Annotated in this window: 14 protein-coding genes; 10 read left to right on the top strand and 4 right to left on the bottom strand. The window is 40.1% G+C overall.

Features of this window, described 5'->3' with window-relative positions:
* The first annotated feature begins 180 nt into the window (after window positions 1-180).
* The 4 genes from LK416_05830 to LK416_05815 all read left to right on the top strand — a co-directional run bounded on the left by LK416_05830 (window position 181) and on the right by LK416_05815 (window position 4641).
* A complete protein-coding gene (locus tag LK416_05830; GenBank protein UEA75698.1) occupies window positions 181-2067 on the top strand; it encodes a DUF4173 domain-containing protein in 1887 nt (628 codons plus the stop codon).
* A gap of 143 nt (window positions 2068-2210) precedes the next feature.
* Window positions 2211-2882, top strand: a complete 672-nt coding sequence (locus LK416_05825; protein UEA75697.1) for a hypothetical protein — start codon at window positions 2211-2213, stop codon at window positions 2880-2882.
* A 178-nt stretch (window positions 2883-3060) separates the two neighbouring features.
* Entirely contained in the window at window positions 3061-3924 is an 864-nt protein-coding gene (locus tag LK416_05820; GenBank protein ID UEA75696.1) for a DegV family protein, read from the top strand.
* A 174-nt stretch (window positions 3925-4098) separates the two neighbouring features.
* Window positions 4099-4641, top strand: coding sequence for an NADH peroxidase (locus LK416_05815; protein UEA75695.1), 543 nt, complete (start codon window positions 4099-4101; stop codon window positions 4639-4641).
* A gap of 199 nt (window positions 4642-4840) precedes the next feature.
* On the opposite strand, the gene LK416_05810 is transcribed toward LK416_05815, so the two are convergent.
* On the bottom strand, window positions 4841-5851 hold the full coding sequence (locus tag LK416_05810; GenBank protein UEA75694.1) for a hypothetical protein: 1011 nt from the start codon (window positions 5849-5851) through the stop codon (window positions 4841-4843).
* A gap of 302 nt (window positions 5852-6153) precedes the next feature.
* On the opposite strand from LK416_05810, the gene LK416_05805 reads away from it, so the two are divergent.
* From LK416_05805 to LK416_05780, 6 genes are all read left to right on the top strand, one after another.
* Window positions 6154-6846: a VanZ family protein gene (locus LK416_05805; protein ID UEA75693.1), complete on the top strand. Its 693-nt coding sequence runs from the start codon at window positions 6154-6156 to the stop codon at window positions 6844-6846.
* A gap of 104 nt (window positions 6847-6950) precedes the next feature.
* Window positions 6951-7805: a chorismate mutase gene (locus LK416_05800; GenBank protein UEA75692.1), complete on the top strand. Its 855-nt coding sequence runs from the start codon at window positions 6951-6953 to the stop codon at window positions 7803-7805.
* A gap of 26 nt (window positions 7806-7831) precedes the next feature.
* On the top strand, window positions 7832-8752 hold the full coding sequence (pyrF, locus tag LK416_05795) for an orotidine-5'-phosphate decarboxylase (GenBank protein UEA75691.1): 921 nt from the start codon (window positions 7832-7834) through the stop codon (window positions 8750-8752).
* A gap of 99 nt (window positions 8753-8851) precedes the next feature.
* Complete coding sequence (locus LK416_05790; GenBank protein ID UEA75690.1) at window positions 8852-9616, top strand: dihydroorotate dehydrogenase electron transfer subunit; 765 nt, start codon at window positions 8852-8854, stop codon at window positions 9614-9616.
* Window positions 9616-10527 (top strand): dihydroorotate dehydrogenase, encoded by a 912-nt coding sequence (locus LK416_05785; GenBank protein ID UEA75689.1) that lies wholly within the window; start codon window positions 9616-9618, stop codon window positions 10525-10527. The genes LK416_05790 and LK416_05785 overlap by 1 nt, the downstream gene beginning before the upstream one ends.
* A 54-nt stretch (window positions 10528-10581) precedes the next feature.
* Window positions 10582-14403 (top strand): EAL domain-containing protein, encoded by a 3822-nt coding sequence (locus LK416_05780; GenBank protein UEA75688.1) that lies wholly within the window; start codon window positions 10582-10584, stop codon window positions 14401-14403.
* A gap of 219 nt (window positions 14404-14622) precedes the next feature.
* Here the strand turns inward: LK416_05780 and LK416_05775 are convergent, their stop codons facing one another.
* The 3 genes from LK416_05775 to LK416_05765 are packed head-to-tail and all read right to left on the bottom strand — an operon-like array spanning window position 14623 to window position 17020.
* A complete protein-coding gene (locus LK416_05775) occupies window positions 14623-14826 on the bottom strand; it encodes a hypothetical protein (protein ID UEA75687.1) in 204 nt (67 codons plus the stop codon).
* 15 nt (window positions 14827-14841) lie between these two features.
* On the bottom strand, window positions 14842-16029 hold the full coding sequence (gltS, locus tag LK416_05770) for a sodium/glutamate symporter (protein UEA75686.1): 1188 nt from the start codon (window positions 16027-16029) through the stop codon (window positions 14842-14844).
* A gap of 25 nt (window positions 16030-16054) precedes the next feature.
* Window positions 16055-17020, bottom strand: coding sequence for a TAXI family TRAP transporter solute-binding subunit (locus LK416_05765; GenBank protein UEA75685.1), 966 nt, complete (start codon window positions 17018-17020; stop codon window positions 16055-16057).
* Window positions 17021-17062 lie beyond the last annotated feature (42 nt).

Genomic DNA, 17062 nt, shown 5'->3' with positions numbered 1-17062 from the left:
GATCTGTATCTTTTTATTGTTTGGTATGTACACAGATCTCAGACAGTAGGATTGGCGAAGAGAGTTGGTTATTAAAAAGAGAATCGGTTGTTAAGAAATATTCACTTGACAAAAAACAGGTAACATGAAACTATGGATGTAGGATTTTTTGTTACAGGATGGAATGGGAGGTAACTTAATATGGATATAAATGGAACACCACCGAATTATGACGGACAGCCAAATTATAATAACGTGCCGCCAAACTTCGGTGAACAACAGAATTATAATAACGTGCCGCCAAACTTCGGTGAACAACAGAATTATAATAACGTGCCGCCAAACTTTGGAGGACAGCAGAATTATAATAACGTGCCGCCAAACTTCGGTGAACAACAGAATTATAATAACGTGCCGCCAAACTTTGGAGGACAGCAGAATTTTAACACACCGCCAAATTTTGGATGGCAGTCAAATTACGATTATAAGCTGAGAAGATCAAGACCGGGGGTATCGCCCGAACGGTTTGAGATTTTTGGCGGTTTTGCGTTTGGTTATGCCATGATCTACAGTGTGCTGATGTATCGAAATTATGCAAGTATCTGTGCTGTATTCATGGCGGTTATGACCGTTTTGTTTATGAGCTTCAGTATCATGCGCCATGAGAAGAATCTGCCGGTAAATGACGGAGAATCGTTATCTTTTGGGAAACTTTTGGGAAAGCAGACGAAGCTGATTCCGCATTATGCAGGTATCCTTTTGCTTGGGGTATCAGTTTGCAGGACCGATGATTCATTTTTGATAGTTTTGGATCATCTTTGCATTTTATTCCTTGTGTGTGCAGGGCTTCTCCGGTATTTTGATGATCTTAAAAACATGGGATTTGTGGAATATGGTCTTACGGTTATCGAGAAGATGGCAGAGCCGTTTACCTGTTTTGACCGTTTTTTCTCAGACTACAGACAATATAACAGAGAACATGAAAATGCAAGAAAACGTGCGAAATTTGTCTATATTCTGATCGGTGTTGTCGTTGCGATTCCGTTGCTGTTCGTAATGATTAGCCTGCTTTCCAGTGCAGATCAGATCTTTGGAGATGCAGTTGAAACATTACTTGGAAATATTTTCCTGTCATGGGATGCAATCTGGTTTCTTGTATTTGCATTTGCGGCGTTATTATTTACATATGGTATCATTGTGTCAGCACCGTTTGGAAGCAGACATCACAGACAGACAAAAGAAGGAACACATGAACCTATCATTGCGATCACGGCAATGGGGCTTCTTACCCTGGTGTATCTGTTGTTTTCAGTGATCCAGATCCTATATCTGTTTACAAATAATATGTCACTGCCGGATGATATGACTTATGCGGAATATGCCAGACAGGGATTCTTCCAGCTTATGTTCGTATCGGTGCTGAATGTGATACTGGTATTGATCTGTCATGCAATTTTCAGTAAAAGTACGGTGCTTAATATCGTACTGACTATTATGTCGGCTTGTACCTACGTGATGATCGCATCTTCGGCACTTCGTATGACAATGTATATCAAAGCATATGATCTTACTTATATGAGGATTCTGGTATTTGCAGCACTGGCTGTTCTTGCTGTGGTGCTTGCAGGCATGATCGTCAGAATCTATGCTGACCGTTTTCCACTGGTGCGTTATTCGATGTTTGTGATCGTTACTGTATATATCATCGTATCATTCCTTCGACCGGCTTATCTGGTTGCCAGATATAATCTGGAAAATCAGGATCCAAAGGATGTGGATTTCCGGTATGTGACGTCACTTGGTGCAGATGGAGCGGAAGAAGTATATGAGTTCATTGTAGATAACTATATGACGGGACAGGATGATGATTACTACGAGTACGATAACTACCAATATGACGATTATTATAACAAATATAATAATTATAAGGATATCAAGGGCTTCTCGTATGACAGAATGGAATGGTATTTTAATGGAATTCGGGATACCTATAAAGAAAAAGGTGCGATCCGTGGATTTAACTTCTCAAGAAACAAGGCAGAGAAGTATGCAAAACGTTTCTTTAAATGGTATGGAGAAGATGAATAAGGTACATTAATTTAGGATTAAAATGCGTTGCTCCTATTGTAAAAAAATGGGAAATAGTATAAAATAAAACTAAATTTGGGGCATACAGATGAGAGGTCAGAATGCCGCCGGATAAAAGATGATTTTATGGAGGTAGTAAAAAAATGAAAAAAGCAACAAAGAGATTATTAGCTGCATTTTTAGCCCTTGCAATGGTATTCACATTATTAGCGGTACCTGCAACAAGCATGAAGGATGTAAGCGCTGCAACCAGTAAGACTGTGTATATTAACCCGTATAGTGAAAGAGTCGTTTCCTATAAGCCGGGACGTGTAACTCAGGTATCCGGTGTTATCAGTATCATGGGATGTACAAAGGCATCTCAGATCAAAAAGTTAAAATGTTCAAACAAAGATATGAAGGTATCGGCAAAAGACGGATATATTCGTGTAGAATACGGAAAGAAAGCCGGTAAGGCAACAATTACCTGTACAGTAAAAGGTGTTAAACTTAAAACAACTTTTACTGTAAAGAAATATACCAATCCTGTAAGTTCAATCAAGATTGGAAGCAAGAAATATACTTCGAAATTTGCGAAAAATGATTATATCTACATTTCAAAAAAAGTATCAAAGAAGGCACTGAACATAAAGGCTAAAAAGGGTTGGACGATTAAATCAGTAAGTGTATATAATGGTAAGAGTAAACATTACGATGTAAATAAATCCAGTTTTTCCAAGAAAATCACATTGAACAAGAAATATGCAGATGTGTTCGTTACTATGTATCAGAAGAGTACAGGACTTACAGAGTCTTTAATGGTAACATACAGATAATTAAAATATAGAATTAATGAAAAGGTGTTGATATATATATCAGAAGAGATTATATGTCAGCACCTTTTTGTTGTACCTGTTTATAAGGTGTGGTATACTTTACATAGCGATTTGGTAAAATATATCATGTGGTTTTAAAAACCATATTTGCCATAAAAAGGTAATGGAGGATGTTAAAATGAATGATTATGTTATATTGACAGATTCATCCTGTGATCTGCCGGATGATATCGTGAAGAAATATCAACTGGAGATCTTACAGCTTGATTTTATTGTTGAGGGGGAGGGAAGCTTTCATAATGATCAGGCAGATATTGGGAAAGTATATAGCAAATTAAGGAATGGGGCAAATATCAAGACTTCTGCAGCGAATATCTCGCAGGCATCGGAGGCGATAGAAGCTTTATTTAATCAGAAGAAAGATATCTTATATCTGGGCTTTTCATCCGGACTTAGTTCTACTTATCAGACCGTGTATATGGCCGGTCAGGAATTAATGGAGGAGTATCCGGAACGAAAGATGATCAGTGTTGATACCCTTGCGGCATCTATGGGACAGGGACTTTTGGTATACAAAGCATGTCAGGCAAAAGATGCAGGAAAAAGTCTGGAGGAGAATGCACAGTATATAGAAGATATCAAGTTAAAGCTATGCCATTGGTTTACAGTAGACGATCTTTTCTTTTTAAAAAGAGGAGGCCGTATATCAGGTGTGACAGCAACGGTTGGAACGATGCTGTCGATCAAGCCAATCCTGCATGTGGACGACGAGGGACATCTGATCAATGTAAGTAAGGTCAGAGGACGGAAAGCAGCAATCACAGAACTTGTAAATCGGATGGAGAAGCTGGCGGTACATCCGGAAGACCAGGATATTTTTATCAGTCATGGTGATTGTATAGAAGATGCAGAGAAACTTGCTTCTATTATTAAAGAGAGATTCGGCAATGACAGGATCACGATATCCTATGTCGGTCCAGTGATCGGAGCACATTCGGGTCCGGGAACACTGGCATTGTTCTTCCTTGGAGAACACAGATAAACAGCATCTTACAGAATAAGGATAGCCGGAACAAAGGTTGATTAAAAAAATAATTGAGAATCATTCCTAATAACTATTGACATTTATCAAAAAGTGTGTAAAATAGAATTATAGAAATTGATAACGTTTCTCAATAAGAATAAATAATAGAAAAAAGCAAAGGAGATTTTAATTATGGCAAAGTTTGTATGTAGTGTATGTGGATATGTATATGAAGGAGAAGAAGCTCCTGCACAGTGCCCTGTATGTAAGGCACCTGCTGAGAAGTTCATCAAACAGAGTGATGATAAGACATGGGCATCTGAGCATGTTGTAGGTGTAGCACAGGGTGCACCGGAAGATATTATGGAAGATTTAAGAGCAAACTTCCAGGGCGAATGTTCAGAAGTTGGTATGTACCTTGCAATGGCTCGTGTAGCATTCAGAGAAGGCTATCCTGAGATTGGTAATTACTGGGAGAAAGCAGCTTATGAAGAAGCAGAGCATGCAGCTAAGTTTGCAGAGCTTCTTGGTGAAGTAGTTACAGATTCAACAAAGAAGAACCTTGAGATGAGAGTAGAAGCAGAGCATGGTGCAACTGCCGGTAAGACAGATCTTGCAAAACGTGCAAAGGCACTGAATCTGGATGCAATCCATGACACTGTTCATGAGATGGCAAGAGATGAGGCAAGACATGGAAAGGCATTTGAAGGTCTCTTAAAGAGATACTTCGGTTAATCATTCTATGAATGAGCGTGCATGAGAAATGGCACGGCAAAATAATTATGAAGTAAATATATAATACACTCTAATAAAAAATCCGGTTGTCAGAATTTTTTGACAGTCGGATTTTTTATTATACGGAATCAACCTCTTTTAGAAGTTCGTTCGATATTAATTTTCTATTGAATTTTTCTTTTAAATATAGAGATTATATTTATAATATTGATTCATCTTTTAATTTAAAAGATGAATTACCATTGCCGTTAAAGGTGTTAGGATCTAAGCCACTTGCAGTATCTGTATTTGTGCCATCTGTGTTTGAGAATGGAGTGGTTGGCTCAGATGTTTCAGGATTTGTATTTGCATATGCCTGATCACCGTACTGCATTGTTCCATTATAAGGGCTGTATGTATCATTCATACCCGGATTCTGTGCAACGGAACCAGTATAGTTCATACCCGGATTTTGTACGCCGGAATCTGTATAATTTATACCGGTATTCATATTAGGAGTATTTGGATCACCATATGCATCCGGATAAGGTGCTGATGGAATTTCTGGTGTATAGACCATATTTTTATGTCTGATGAAAGCAAATACGGCGAGCAGGATTCCAATGACAAAGAATACAAGTCCTATGATAATAGACGTGCGGCATCCTTCTTTTGTCATGACCTTGATGTAGTATGGCTGTATATAGGAATCCAATAGTGTTTTGTCTTCAGAGGTAAGGGTGATGTCATAAGAGGATGCATACATATCATAGACAAAATCTCTCATATACCCCATGATTTCATTGTTTGATTTGCATAGCTTTCCGGTATAGTGCAATGGTCCCGGATTGGTATCTGAATGATACCAGGTATAGTCCGATAATTTTTCGAGATCATCTTTCTTCGATTCTGCGACATTCAGTCCGAGATAGTAATCATTATTTTCAAGTGCATTGATCAGATAATATTGTTCTGTAGTTCTTTTGAATACGTAATTGGTAGTTTCGACATTTTCACAGAATGAATAATTGGCATATTCAACATTGATCTCTACATATTTGCCATCAGCCAGATCGCTTACTGATGCAGTATTTAGATTGAGAAGATCGCCGTTCAGATTGTTGTAATCACGAATCCCCTGAAAGGCAAATACAGTACCAATGACTGCGAATATAATGCCGGGAATAAGGAGATCTGAAAGTCTCTTTCTTTTTGAATTGTTTTTAAACATGTAATGTCCTCCCATTTTTGTTTTTGTGAGCAAAAATCTTCTTTTTGTAGTACAATAGAGTACAAGTTACGCTCTTTTGAAATTTTATCAAATCCGCCAGTTTTCGACAATGTGAAATCTGCTGAAAAAAAGCAGCTATTATAAAGGTATGCGGGATGTCTGAATATTATTTTTTGGATAATTTGACCAGAGTAAATTATTTCAGAAAAACACGGGAGAAGAAATGGCAAAATGAAAGAACAGTAAGGTAAAAGAATAAAGAATGAGTAAAATAAACAGATCAGAAAAGGATTCGGACAGAGATGCAGAAGAATTATTCAACAAATAAAGTAAAATCCACAAATATAAACAAAGATAAAAATTCAGGCGGACCAAGAACAACAAATAGAAAAGCAAATAAAAATACAGACAGATCTGCAAACAGCATGGCATCATCAGCAAAAAGAAAACACAATACAGCAGACAGTAAAAAACGTTTCCTGTATCTGATTCCGGTTATCATATGGATGATATTTATATTCTATATGTCAGGAAAGACCGGACAGGAATCCTCCGGACAGAGTGGGAAGATCAGTTTGTTTATAACTGATCTCTTGGAAAAGGTACGGCAGGATTCACCACAGGAGATGCAGAATCTACAGGATATTCTGGAGCTTGTTATAAGAAAGGCTGCACATATGACAGAATATGCGATCCTGTTCTTACTTTCATATCTGGCAACGGTGAAGATATCCATGAGCCAGAGCAGATTTTATAACAGAAGCATAGCTGTCTTAATTTCGTTATTATATGCATGTTCGGACGAGATGCATCAGTTATTGGTTCCGGGCAGGAGCGGAAAAATGATAGATGTCGGGATCGATATGGCAGGAGTGTTGATTGTTCTAATATGTATGATTCTGTCTAAGAATACGAAATGGAAGATCATTTGTGGAGTACTTTTGGGAGTGCTGTTAGTTGCAGCATTTGTCGCTCTGCTATTTGTCCCGTTTTGAAAAACTGACGCAGGACTTCGACCATTTCCGTGTGCAGCGGTTTACTTCATGCTGAAAAAATGATATATTAATGAATATATGTTATGCCAAAAGGAGCCGGAGAAATGACATTAGAGGAAGTTAGAAAGCAGATCGACGTGGTTGATAAGCAGATCAAGGTGCTGTTTAAGGAACGAATGATACTTGCAGATCAGGTCGCAAGGGTAAAGGCAGAATCAGAGGATGCTATATATAAGCCGGATCGGGAAGAAGCGATCATAACGAAGCTGACCGGGGATGTAGACGACAGCATAAAGAAAGAATATACGGCATTGATCAAGCGTATTATGGAGGTCAGCAGAAAGTATCAGTATGGGAGAACATTAGAACTTCGTAATTGTCTGGATGTATCGTTTGTGACGGAGGAACCGAAGGTAAAGAAGCTTGCCATGCTGAAGCATGAACTTTACATATGTCAGGGCTATTCCAGAGATCTGGTAAATACAGTCAGTGATTATGAACAGGTCATGGAGCTGATCCGGAAGGATGAAGCAGATGCCGGAATGGGTATATTTGAGGATATCAGCTATGGTGTGTCGGATTCGCTGCATGAGGCACTTACCATGAATGATTTCTATATTTACAGGTGCGATGAGGTATTGGACGAGGGACACCGGAAGAAGGTCGTTACATTCGGGAAACAACTGGTAGTTCTGCCGGAGCATAACCGGTTAAAGATCGTCTTTGTCTGTAAGAATAAGAGCGGAAGTCTGGCGAGTGTGTTATCGATGATATCCGATTATGGCGTGAATCTGACCGAGATCCATTCGGTGCCGTTCCGTGGAGGAGAATGGAATTATCGGTTTTATATCGAGTTAAACGGCAACCTGCTTCAGAAAGAGATCCAGGCACTTGTATTCCAGTTGATAAATGAAACAGAGACATTTAAGATACTTGGAAGCTATTTTTGTGAACAATAAATTTTTATATATAAGGGAGAAAAGACATGATAGACAAATTAGTAAAAAAAATCAAAGAGACAAAGGCACCGATCGTTGTTGGACTGGATCCGATGCTTTCCTATGTGCCGGAATATATAAAGAAGACAGCATTTGATGAATATGGTGAGACTTTAGAGGGTGCAGCGGAAGCCATCTGGCAGTACAATAAGGGTATTGTGGACGCAGTTCATGATCTGATCCCTGCTGTTAAGCCGCAGATTGCTATGTATGAGCAGTTTGGTATCGAGGGTTTAAAGGTATTCCAGAAGACGGTTGATTATTGTAAGTCAAAGGATCTGGTTGTGATCGCAGATATTAAAAGAGGCGATATCGGATCAACATCTGCAGCATATGCAGTCGGACATCTTGGAAAGGTTGCGGTCGGAAGTAAGACATATTCCGTATTTGGTGAAGATTTTGCAACTGTAAATCCATATCTTGGTACCGATGGAATCAAGCCTTTTGTAGATGTATGTAAGGAAGAGAAGAAGGGAATCTTTGTACTGGTCAAGACATCAAATCCTTCATCCGGTGAATTCCAGGATCGTCTGATCGATGGCAAGCCGTTATATGAGCTGGTTGGCGCTATGGTTAATGAATGGGGCAAAGATACGATCGGTGAGAGCGGTTACAGCAGTGTCGGTGCTGTTGTAGGAGCAACGTATCCAGAGATGGGTAAGGTACTTCGTAAGATCATGCCGAAGTCATTTATTCTTGTTCCGGGCTACGGAGCACAGGGCGGTAAGGCTGCTGATCTGGTACATTATTTCAATGAAGACGGACTTGGTGCGATCGTAAATTCATCCAGAGGAATCATTGCAGCATACAAGCAGGAGAAATATGCTTCATTTGGCGAAGCAAATTATGCAGATGCTTCCCGTCAGGCAGTTGTTGATATGATCGAAGATATCAACAGCGTATTATAAATATCGGATTTATCAGAAAAACAGTATGCAGTACACGATGTGTGGTGATAGTGGAGGCGTACAGATCATATGGAAGAGATCACGGGAGGACATAGATACATGGGTAAAGTAAAGATAACAGCAGAGGTTGTGAGCCAGACCTGTATAGCAACAGATATATACAGTCTGATCCTGAAAGCAGGAGAGATTGCATCGCAGGCGGTTGCAGGTCAGTTTGTTTCTGTATATTCAAAGGATGGAAGCCGTATGCTTCCAAGACCGATCAGTTTATGTGGAATTGATAAAGAAGCAGGTACGCTTCGTCTGGTATATCGTATCGCAGGAAAGGGAACAAATGAGTTCTCAAAATTACAGGCAGGAGATATGGTGGATATTCTTGGTCCGCTTGGAAATGGCTTTATGAAGGAGTCCGGAAAAGCAATTCTGATCGGTGGTGGAATCGGTATTCCGCCGATGCTGCAGCTTGCAAAGGAGCTGGACTGTGAGAAGTCCATCGTACTTGGATACCGGGATGAGCTTTTCTTAAATGAAGAATTTGAACCATATGGTACCGTGTATCTGTCTTCCGAAGATGGAATGCATGGAACAAAGGGAAACGTAATAGATGCGATCAAAGCATGTGCGGTAACCGGTGATATCATATATGCCTGTGGCCCGACTCCGATGCTTCGTGGAATCAAACAGTATGCGGCAGAGCAGAATATCCGTTGTGAGATTTCATTGGAAGAAAAGATGGCATGTGGTGTAGGTGCCTGTCTTGCCTGTGTCTGTCAGACAAAGAATGTGGACGAGCATTCAAAGGTACACAATGCAAGGATCTGTGCAGATGGTCCTGTCTTTTATGCTGAGGAGGTGGAACTGTAATGAGTAAAGTAAATATGGCGGTAAACATCGCAGGAGTAGAATGGAAGAATCCAATTACAGTTGCATCCGGTACATTTGGTTCAGGTATGGAGTATTCGGAATTTGTCGATCTGAACCGTCTGGGAGCAGTTACGACAAAGGGTGTGGCAAATGTTCCGTGGCCGGGCAATCCGACACCCAGAATTGCAGAGACATATGGCGGAATGATGAATGCCATCGGACTTCAAAATCCGGGTATTGATACTTTTATAAAAAGGGATCTTCCGTTCCTTGCAAAATATGATACAAAAGTGATCGTAAATGTATGCGGAAAGTCAAAGGAAGATTATATAGATGTCGTAGAACGGCTGGCAGATACAGATATTGATATGCTTGAGATGAATGTATCCTGCCCGAATGTAAAAGAGGGAGGAATTGCATTTGGTCAGAAGCCGGAAGCTCTTTATGATATAACACAGGCAGTAAAGAAGGTTGCAAAGCAGCCGGTGATCATGAAGCTCAGTCCGAATGTTACAGATATTACAGAGATGGCAAGAGCTGCGGAAGCAGGCGGAGCAGATGCGCTGTCACTTATTAATACACTTACAGGCATGAAGATTGATGTTAAGCGTCGTACATTTGCTGTAAAGAATAAGACTGCCGGTGTATCAGGTCCCGCGATCCATCCGATCGCAGTACGGATGGTGTATCAGGTCGCAAATGCTGTCAAGCTTCCGATCATAGGCATGGGCGGTATCGCTACGACTGAGGATGCTCTCGAAATGATCATGGCAGGTGCATCGGCAATTGCAGTTGGCACAGCAAACTTCAATAATCCATATGCAACAGTGGAGATTACAGATGGAATTGAGAAGTATCTGATCGAGAATCAGATTGATGATATAAATGAGTTGATTGGGTGTGTAAAATAAAAGATATTGGGTTGTCTGCTTTATAGGATGTATTGGGGAGGCAGTTAGTTGGTTATGGAAAAACAATTTGAAGAAATTATATATTCCAGATATCAGGCACGTATCAGAGATATGAAGATTCTAAAGGTAGATGAGGGATTTGAACAGATCCTTGGTTATTCCGCGGAAGATGTAGAGCGCTTACAGCTTTATGTAAAGGATATTATGCTGGATGAAGATTGGGAGGATTATACAAAGATCATCTATGCAAAGATGTCGAGCCGGGGAGAAGCATATCTGGGACATCGGTTAAAAAAGAAAAATGGTGAAATTATATATGTATTTTGTTTTGGGAGGGCATTTCAGTCGGAAGAAGGAGAAATGTGCGGGGAGATCCTTATTACAGATATAACAAATACCAAGAAGTTGTCGAAGCAGCTTGAAAATCTGACCGATATCAATTCTGAACTAAATATGGAATTAGCGGATAAGAACCGTATGCTGGAGTCTATTCTCAATAATCTGGCGGGCGGTGTCGGAGTATTTGATATCGGAAATAAGAAGATCACAGTAGAATATATCAGTGAGAGCTTTTATAAGATGTTCGACCTGAAAAAAGGTCAGCTTGGTACAGAAGGAAATGAATATATCAATCTGGCATTTGAAGAAGATCGGAAAGAACTGAAACGACAGATTAAGGAGACCTTGTTGTCAAATAAGATGACAATTGGTGAATATCGCTTTATTAATAAAAATAATCCGGAATCATATTATTGGGTGCAGGTATGCCTGTCGCTTCTTGCGGCAAGAAAAAGCGTTTTTTCCATATGCGCTGTCTGTGTAGATATTACGGATAAAAAGAAAGAAGAACTGGAAAAGAGTGCACAGACCGAGATGCTGAAGTTAGTGGCGCAGGGAAGTGATGAACTCTTGTTTTCCTATACGGTAGAAGATGACAGCATGGTTATATCTAAGTATATGGACGGCAGAACCATAACTGTTTTTGATGATAAAGATTTTGCTGCAAACCTTGCTCAGTGTCAGTTGATCTATTCGGAAGACAAAAAAACGGTATCAGATGTATTGGCTGAATTGACAGCTGTTAAGGATACCGAAACCGTTGAAATCAGGGTCGATTTTATCGGTAATGGTATGTATCTCTGGCATCGTGCAACGCTTGTCAGCGTTGCTGATACAAATGGTGTGGTAAAAAAGATTGTAGGTAAATTGTATTCGATTCATGAAGAGAAGCTGCAGAGTCAGGAATTGATTCTACGTGCGGAACGAGATTCTCTTACAGGGGTTTATAATCATAGCACCTTTGTGTCTAAAGTATCCAGGTTCCTTGCGGAATTTGATGAGACGCTGTGTGCACTCTATATGATCGATCTGGATGATTTTAAATTAGTAAATGATGCACTGGGACATTATGCCGGGGATGATTTGTTGTGTGACACAGCAGTTGTTCTGGAAAGTGTTGCAAATACATATGGTGGATTTAGTGGTCGTCTCGGCGGAGATGAATTTTCTATGTTTATTCCGGATGTAGTCGATGAAGATACGGCATACATGGTTGCGAAGACACTTAATAAAGGAATTCGTGCGATTAAATGTAAGGCGGAGCACTCGGCATCGATCGGTATTGCAGTTGATACTATATCAAAGTCGTTGAAATTCGATTCTTTATATTATAAAGCGGATCAGGCGTTATATTATTCCAAACGGCAGGGCAAAGACCGCTGTATGCTTTTTTGTGAGAAGATGGATGAAGCTAAACCGGTATTAAATTCCAAGTTCAGCAGTTATTCGGATGAAGAGGATTATCTGTTGGATGATATCTCGGATGTTGTATATGTAACGGAGATGAATTCTTATAAGCTGCAATATATGAATAAGGCAGCCAAGCTTGGTGTCGGTCTGGCTGAAGATGATACTTCTTATATTGACAAGCATTGTTATAAGGTGCTTCAGGGTATGGATCTTCCGTGCAGCTTCTGTACGAATAAGCTGTTATCAACGGAGAAGAGTTTTATCTCGCATCATAAGAATCTCAATAACGGAAAAGAATATGTTTTAAAAGACAGGATTGTAAACTGGCATGGAAGAAAGTGTCGTATGGAGATGGCTGTTGATATTTCTGATGCCGATAAAGTAACACAGGTTCTTTCTAACCGTTATGATATTGAGGATGCGTTGGTATCCAGTATTACACAGATTTCTACAGGAGGAGAGCATTCCTTAAATTACAGCAAACTGTTAGAAACACTTGGAGAATACTATGGCGCAAAACATGCTTGCCTGGTGGAATGTGATTCCAATAAGTTATGTGAATATCATGAATGGAAATCAGCAAATAGTAATTCGTTTGGGAAAAAACTGGAGATCTTTTATAAAGAAACTGTCCGGAGGGAACTGCAGAGTATATCGAGCAAAAAAGGTGCACTGATCATTAATCATATTCCGGACTACCCATACAAAACTTCGGATCTGTATTCGTTTTTTTTGGAAAACAGGATATGGTCAATGTATTCTGTCCCGATCAAAGACAATAAGTCTGAGATTATTGGAAGGATCATTATCTTTAATCCGCAGCTTCACAGTGGCGACCTGAAGCTTATGAATCTTTTATCCTTGTATATTGGAAATGATATTGTCAGCCGGGCACTTGCAGAAGAACGAAATTATGAAGTAACGCATGATCGTATAACGGGAGCATATAATCGTATCTGCTATATGGATTACATAAACCGCAGACAGAATCTGGAATCAGTGGGTATAGTGATTATTGATATCAATGAAGTGCGTAACATATATGATGAATTTGGACAGTTCTTTGTTGATAATCTGATGATCGATTATTACCGACTGTTAGATAAGGTATTTCCGAAATCCTGTATTTATCGGATTGGAGATGATGATTTTGCTGTAATTTGTGAGAATATTTCACAGTGTGATTTTCTGGATCAGGTTCGTGCATTGAAAGGTCAGATTAAGATTGGCGATTTTACGGCATGTATCGGATATGTATGGGATGATTATGAGAAAGATATCAAGCGGATGGAAAACCATGCGTATGATATGCTCTATATGGAGAAACAGAAGTGGTACGATCAGAAGGATGAACATTCTTATAAATGGAGTACATTAACGAGAGAGCTTGTAAAAAAAGACATTGAAGACGGAATGTTCTTTGTGTATTTACAGCCGAAGGTGGACTATTCGAATGATCATTGTTATGGTGCGGAAGCACTGGTGAGATATGCCAAACCGGATAACCTCGCAAATGTGATCGATCGTCTGGAAAAAAGCAGAAATATAAAGTATATGGATCTTTTTGTGCTTGAAAATGTATGTAAAATGCTTATACGTTGGAAAAAAGAAGGGTATAATCTGATCCCGATCTCCTGTAATTTTTCCAGAATATCTCTGTTGGAAGAAGATATGCCGGAGCGTATCAATGCGATTGTTGAATCTTATGGAGTCCCAAAGGATATGATCGAGATCGAGATTACAGAGTCTGTTGGTGAGATGGAACATGAGATGGTTACCAGAATTGCAAATAAACTGCATACTGCAGGCTTCAGGATTGCCATGGATGACTTTGGAACAAAATATTCCAATGTATCGATTCTTTCTTCTATGAAGTTTGATGTGATCAAGCTGGATCGGAGTATGGTTTATAATATAGACAAGAATATAGCTAGCAGAACGATTTTAAGACATCTGGTTGAGATGTGCACAGATCTTGGAGTGGAATGTATTGCGGAAGGAGTAGAGACCAAGAAACAGGCAGAATACCTGAAGGAAATGGGATGCAACCATATTCAGGGCTATCTGTACAGCAAGCCTGTGAATATCGAATCCTTCGAGCAGGTCTATATGAAAAGAGAAGAATAAATAAAAGACTCCCTGTAGACGACATATATATCTTTATTTCGCAGAACACTTTCGTTCTATCTTACTCTGTATAACTTCGAACTAACCCCGGCTAAGCCTCGGTAAGGTCTCAGTTATCACGTAGCGGTGCTAAACTCATCACTTTACAGTGATTCGTTAAGAACCGACGTTCAGATAGGTCTGCTACATAAAATATATATGCTGTCTGTAGGGAGTTTTTTATTTTTTCTTCCTGATATGAACTTCCGGGATGGCCACATCATAGGAGATGTTCGCTTCCTCCTCGAAAGATTTTGTATGTACAGGATTCGAAGCGTCAGCGTCATTCGAATCCGAGTCTGACTGCGTATGAATTTCAGGAATTGCGAGATTGTCGTAAGTCAGATTATAATCTTTTTTCTTATCTTTTCTATGTCCGAACATGAGAATATCCTCCTTTTATAACAGGTTAATGAAGAATGTAATAACAAGGCTGTTGATAAAGTCTGCAAATAAACTGCCAACAAGCGGAATCAGGAGATAGGCTTTTACGGATGGCGAATATTTATCACAGATCGCCTGCATATTTGCCATGGCATTTGGTGTTGCCCCCATTCCAAAACCACAGGTTCCGGCAACCAGAACAGCAGCATCGTAGTCACGTCCCATGATGTTGAATTCAACAAAGTATGTGAACAGACAGATCAGAATAACCTGACTGGTCAGCAGGATAAATAATGGAAGAGCGAGAGATGCAAGCTGCCATAGTTTTAATGTAATCATTGCAATACCGAGGAACAGGGAGAGAGCAATACCGCCAAGGTCGTTGATCTCACCCATATGAATCGTGAACTTACCGGAATATTCACCGATATTTCGAATCAGTGCGGCTGCGATCATAGCACCGATGTAGATTGGAAAAGTTAACCCGGTTTTTGTCAGTAACCATGAGAATATCGTTCCGAGTCCTATTGCAAGGATCAATTGAAAAACAGCGGCTGCATACATATTTGTATGACGTTCATGTTTCTTTTCTTCTTCGATCAAAAGGCTGTCATCTTCAGGCACAACCGTTTCTAACAGATTCTTCTTCTCAATCAATCGTTTTCCGAGTGGACCGCCGATCAGACTTCCGGCGATCAAACCAAAGGTTGCAGCTGCAGTACAGATTGTGGTTGCACCGGATATGTCAAAGTCTTCCAGAACCGGACCGAAGGCACCTGCGGTTCCGTGTCCGCCGACCATTGGGATTGATCCGGTACACATACCGATCAGAGGGTCAAGTCCAAGGATCCTGGACATGCCGACAGCGAGTAGGTTTTGAAGTACGATCAGAGCAATAACAAGTCCCAGAAAGACCGCCAGTGATTTGCCACCGCTCTTTAAGACCTTCAGATTTGCCTGAAAACCTACAGAGGTAAAGAAGAATACCATACAGACTTCCCGTAGGGTATCATCAAAGGAAAATTCTGCCAATCCCGTACTGTAACAGATGCAGGTGAAAATTGCAAATAAGAGTCCGCCTATAACAGGAGAAGGTATACAGAATTTTTCCAGAAAGAAGATTCTTTTTTTCAAAAATGTTCCAAGCATCAACACAAGGACGGCAATCGCAAGTGTCTGATACATATCTAATTGAATTTTCATAATTACCCTTTCTTATGTTCAGAAATTATCGTACATCAACGGTAATCCCTTTTTCTTTGTAGTAAGCAGCAGCCCCTTTGTGAAATGGGATCGTGATGCCCTTTGTTGCTGCCTGTTCATTTAACTGCATATCGATCGAAAGTGAATATTGCAGATCATTTGCATGTTCAAACAGCAGCCTCGTAAGATCTTCTACAGTATCCTTCGATAAGTCGTTATCTGCAAGCATGACAGCCTGCACACAGACCGTTGATACATCCTCGGTCTGACCGGAATAGGTATTTGCGGGAATGGTAAAATCGGAGTAATACGAATAAGCAGACAATAGCTTATTTTTACAACTGGCGTTAAGTCCGATCAAACGGATATCACAGGTTCTTGTCAGCTCTTCAATGACCGTGGTCTGAATGCCTGCTGTAACAAAGAAAGCATCAATTTCACCGGAAACCAGGCTTTCGGCAGCATCGATATAGTCAAGGTTTGTGGTTTTGACCAGATCGTTATTCAGACCGGCAACCTCAAGGATCTGTTTTGCATTTCGTTCCGTACCGGAATCGGATGCTCCGATGCTTATGGTTTTTCCGGTCAGGTCATCGAGAGACTTGATGTTTGAATCTTTTTTTACAATGATCTGGCAGGCTTCCGGATACAGAGAGGCGATAGCGGAATATCCACTGATCGATTTCCCCGCAAATGTGCCTGTTCCATTTACTGCGTCGTCAATCATATCATTTTGTGCAATACAGAGATCAATGTAACCGTCGGCAAGCAGTCGTAGATTTGCCGCAGATCCGGCAGTCTTCTTTGCTTCAATGCTGTAATCAGGGGCATCGTTGTTGACCAGACCGGCATAAGCATTTGCAAAGGTATAATAGATACCGCCGATATCCGCCGCGCCGAATCGGATGGCGTCTTTTTTGCTGCTGCATCCTGTTCCGATAGTGGAAATAAGCAGGATCAGACAGAGAAAAAGTGCTGTTTTTTTCTTCATATTGATAAAATTTCCTTTCTAATGTATATATTTTTTCGTAAA

Source organism: Lachnospiraceae bacterium GAM79 (genome assembly GCA_020735665.1).
Lineage (GTDB): Bacteria > Bacillota > Clostridia > Lachnospirales > Lachnospiraceae > Coprococcus.
This window is presented reverse-complemented; position numbering and strand designations above follow the sequence as displayed.

Coding starts and splice junctions, on each gene's coding strand:
- LK416_05830 (UEA75698.1), top strand. CDS start 181: ATGGATATAAATGGAACACCACCGAATTATGACGGACAGCCAAATTAT.
- LK416_05825 (UEA75697.1), top strand. CDS start 2,211: ATGAAAAAAGCAACAAAGAGATTATTAGCTGCATTTTTAGCCCTTGCA.
- LK416_05820 (UEA75696.1), top strand. CDS start 3,061: ATGAATGATTATGTTATATTGACAGATTCATCCTGTGATCTGCCGGAT.
- LK416_05815 (UEA75695.1), top strand. CDS start 4,099: ATGGCAAAGTTTGTATGTAGTGTATGTGGATATGTATATGAAGGAGAA.
- LK416_05810 (UEA75694.1), bottom strand. CDS start 5,851: ATGTTTAAAAACAATTCAAAAAGAAAGAGACTTTCAGATCTCCTTATT.
- LK416_05805 (UEA75693.1), top strand. CDS start 6,154: ATGCAGAAGAATTATTCAACAAATAAAGTAAAATCCACAAATATAAAC.
- LK416_05800 (UEA75692.1), top strand. CDS start 6,951: ATGACATTAGAGGAAGTTAGAAAGCAGATCGACGTGGTTGATAAGCAG.
- pyrF (UEA75691.1), top strand. CDS start 7,832: ATGATAGACAAATTAGTAAAAAAAATCAAAGAGACAAAGGCACCGATC.
- LK416_05790 (UEA75690.1), top strand. CDS start 8,852: ATGGGTAAAGTAAAGATAACAGCAGAGGTTGTGAGCCAGACCTGTATA.
- LK416_05785 (UEA75689.1), top strand. CDS start 9,616: ATGAGTAAAGTAAATATGGCGGTAAACATCGCAGGAGTAGAATGGAAG.
- LK416_05780 (UEA75688.1), top strand. CDS start 10,582: ATGGAAAAACAATTTGAAGAAATTATATATTCCAGATATCAGGCACGT.
- LK416_05775 (UEA75687.1), bottom strand. CDS start 14,826: ATGTTCGGACATAGAAAAGATAAGAAAAAAGATTATAATCTGACTTAC.
- gltS (UEA75686.1), bottom strand. CDS start 16,029: ATGAAAATTCAATTAGATATGTATCAGACACTTGCGATTGCCGTCCTT.
- LK416_05765 (UEA75685.1), bottom strand. CDS start 17,020: ATGAAGAAAAAAACAGCACTTTTTCTCTGTCTGATCCTGCTTATTTCC.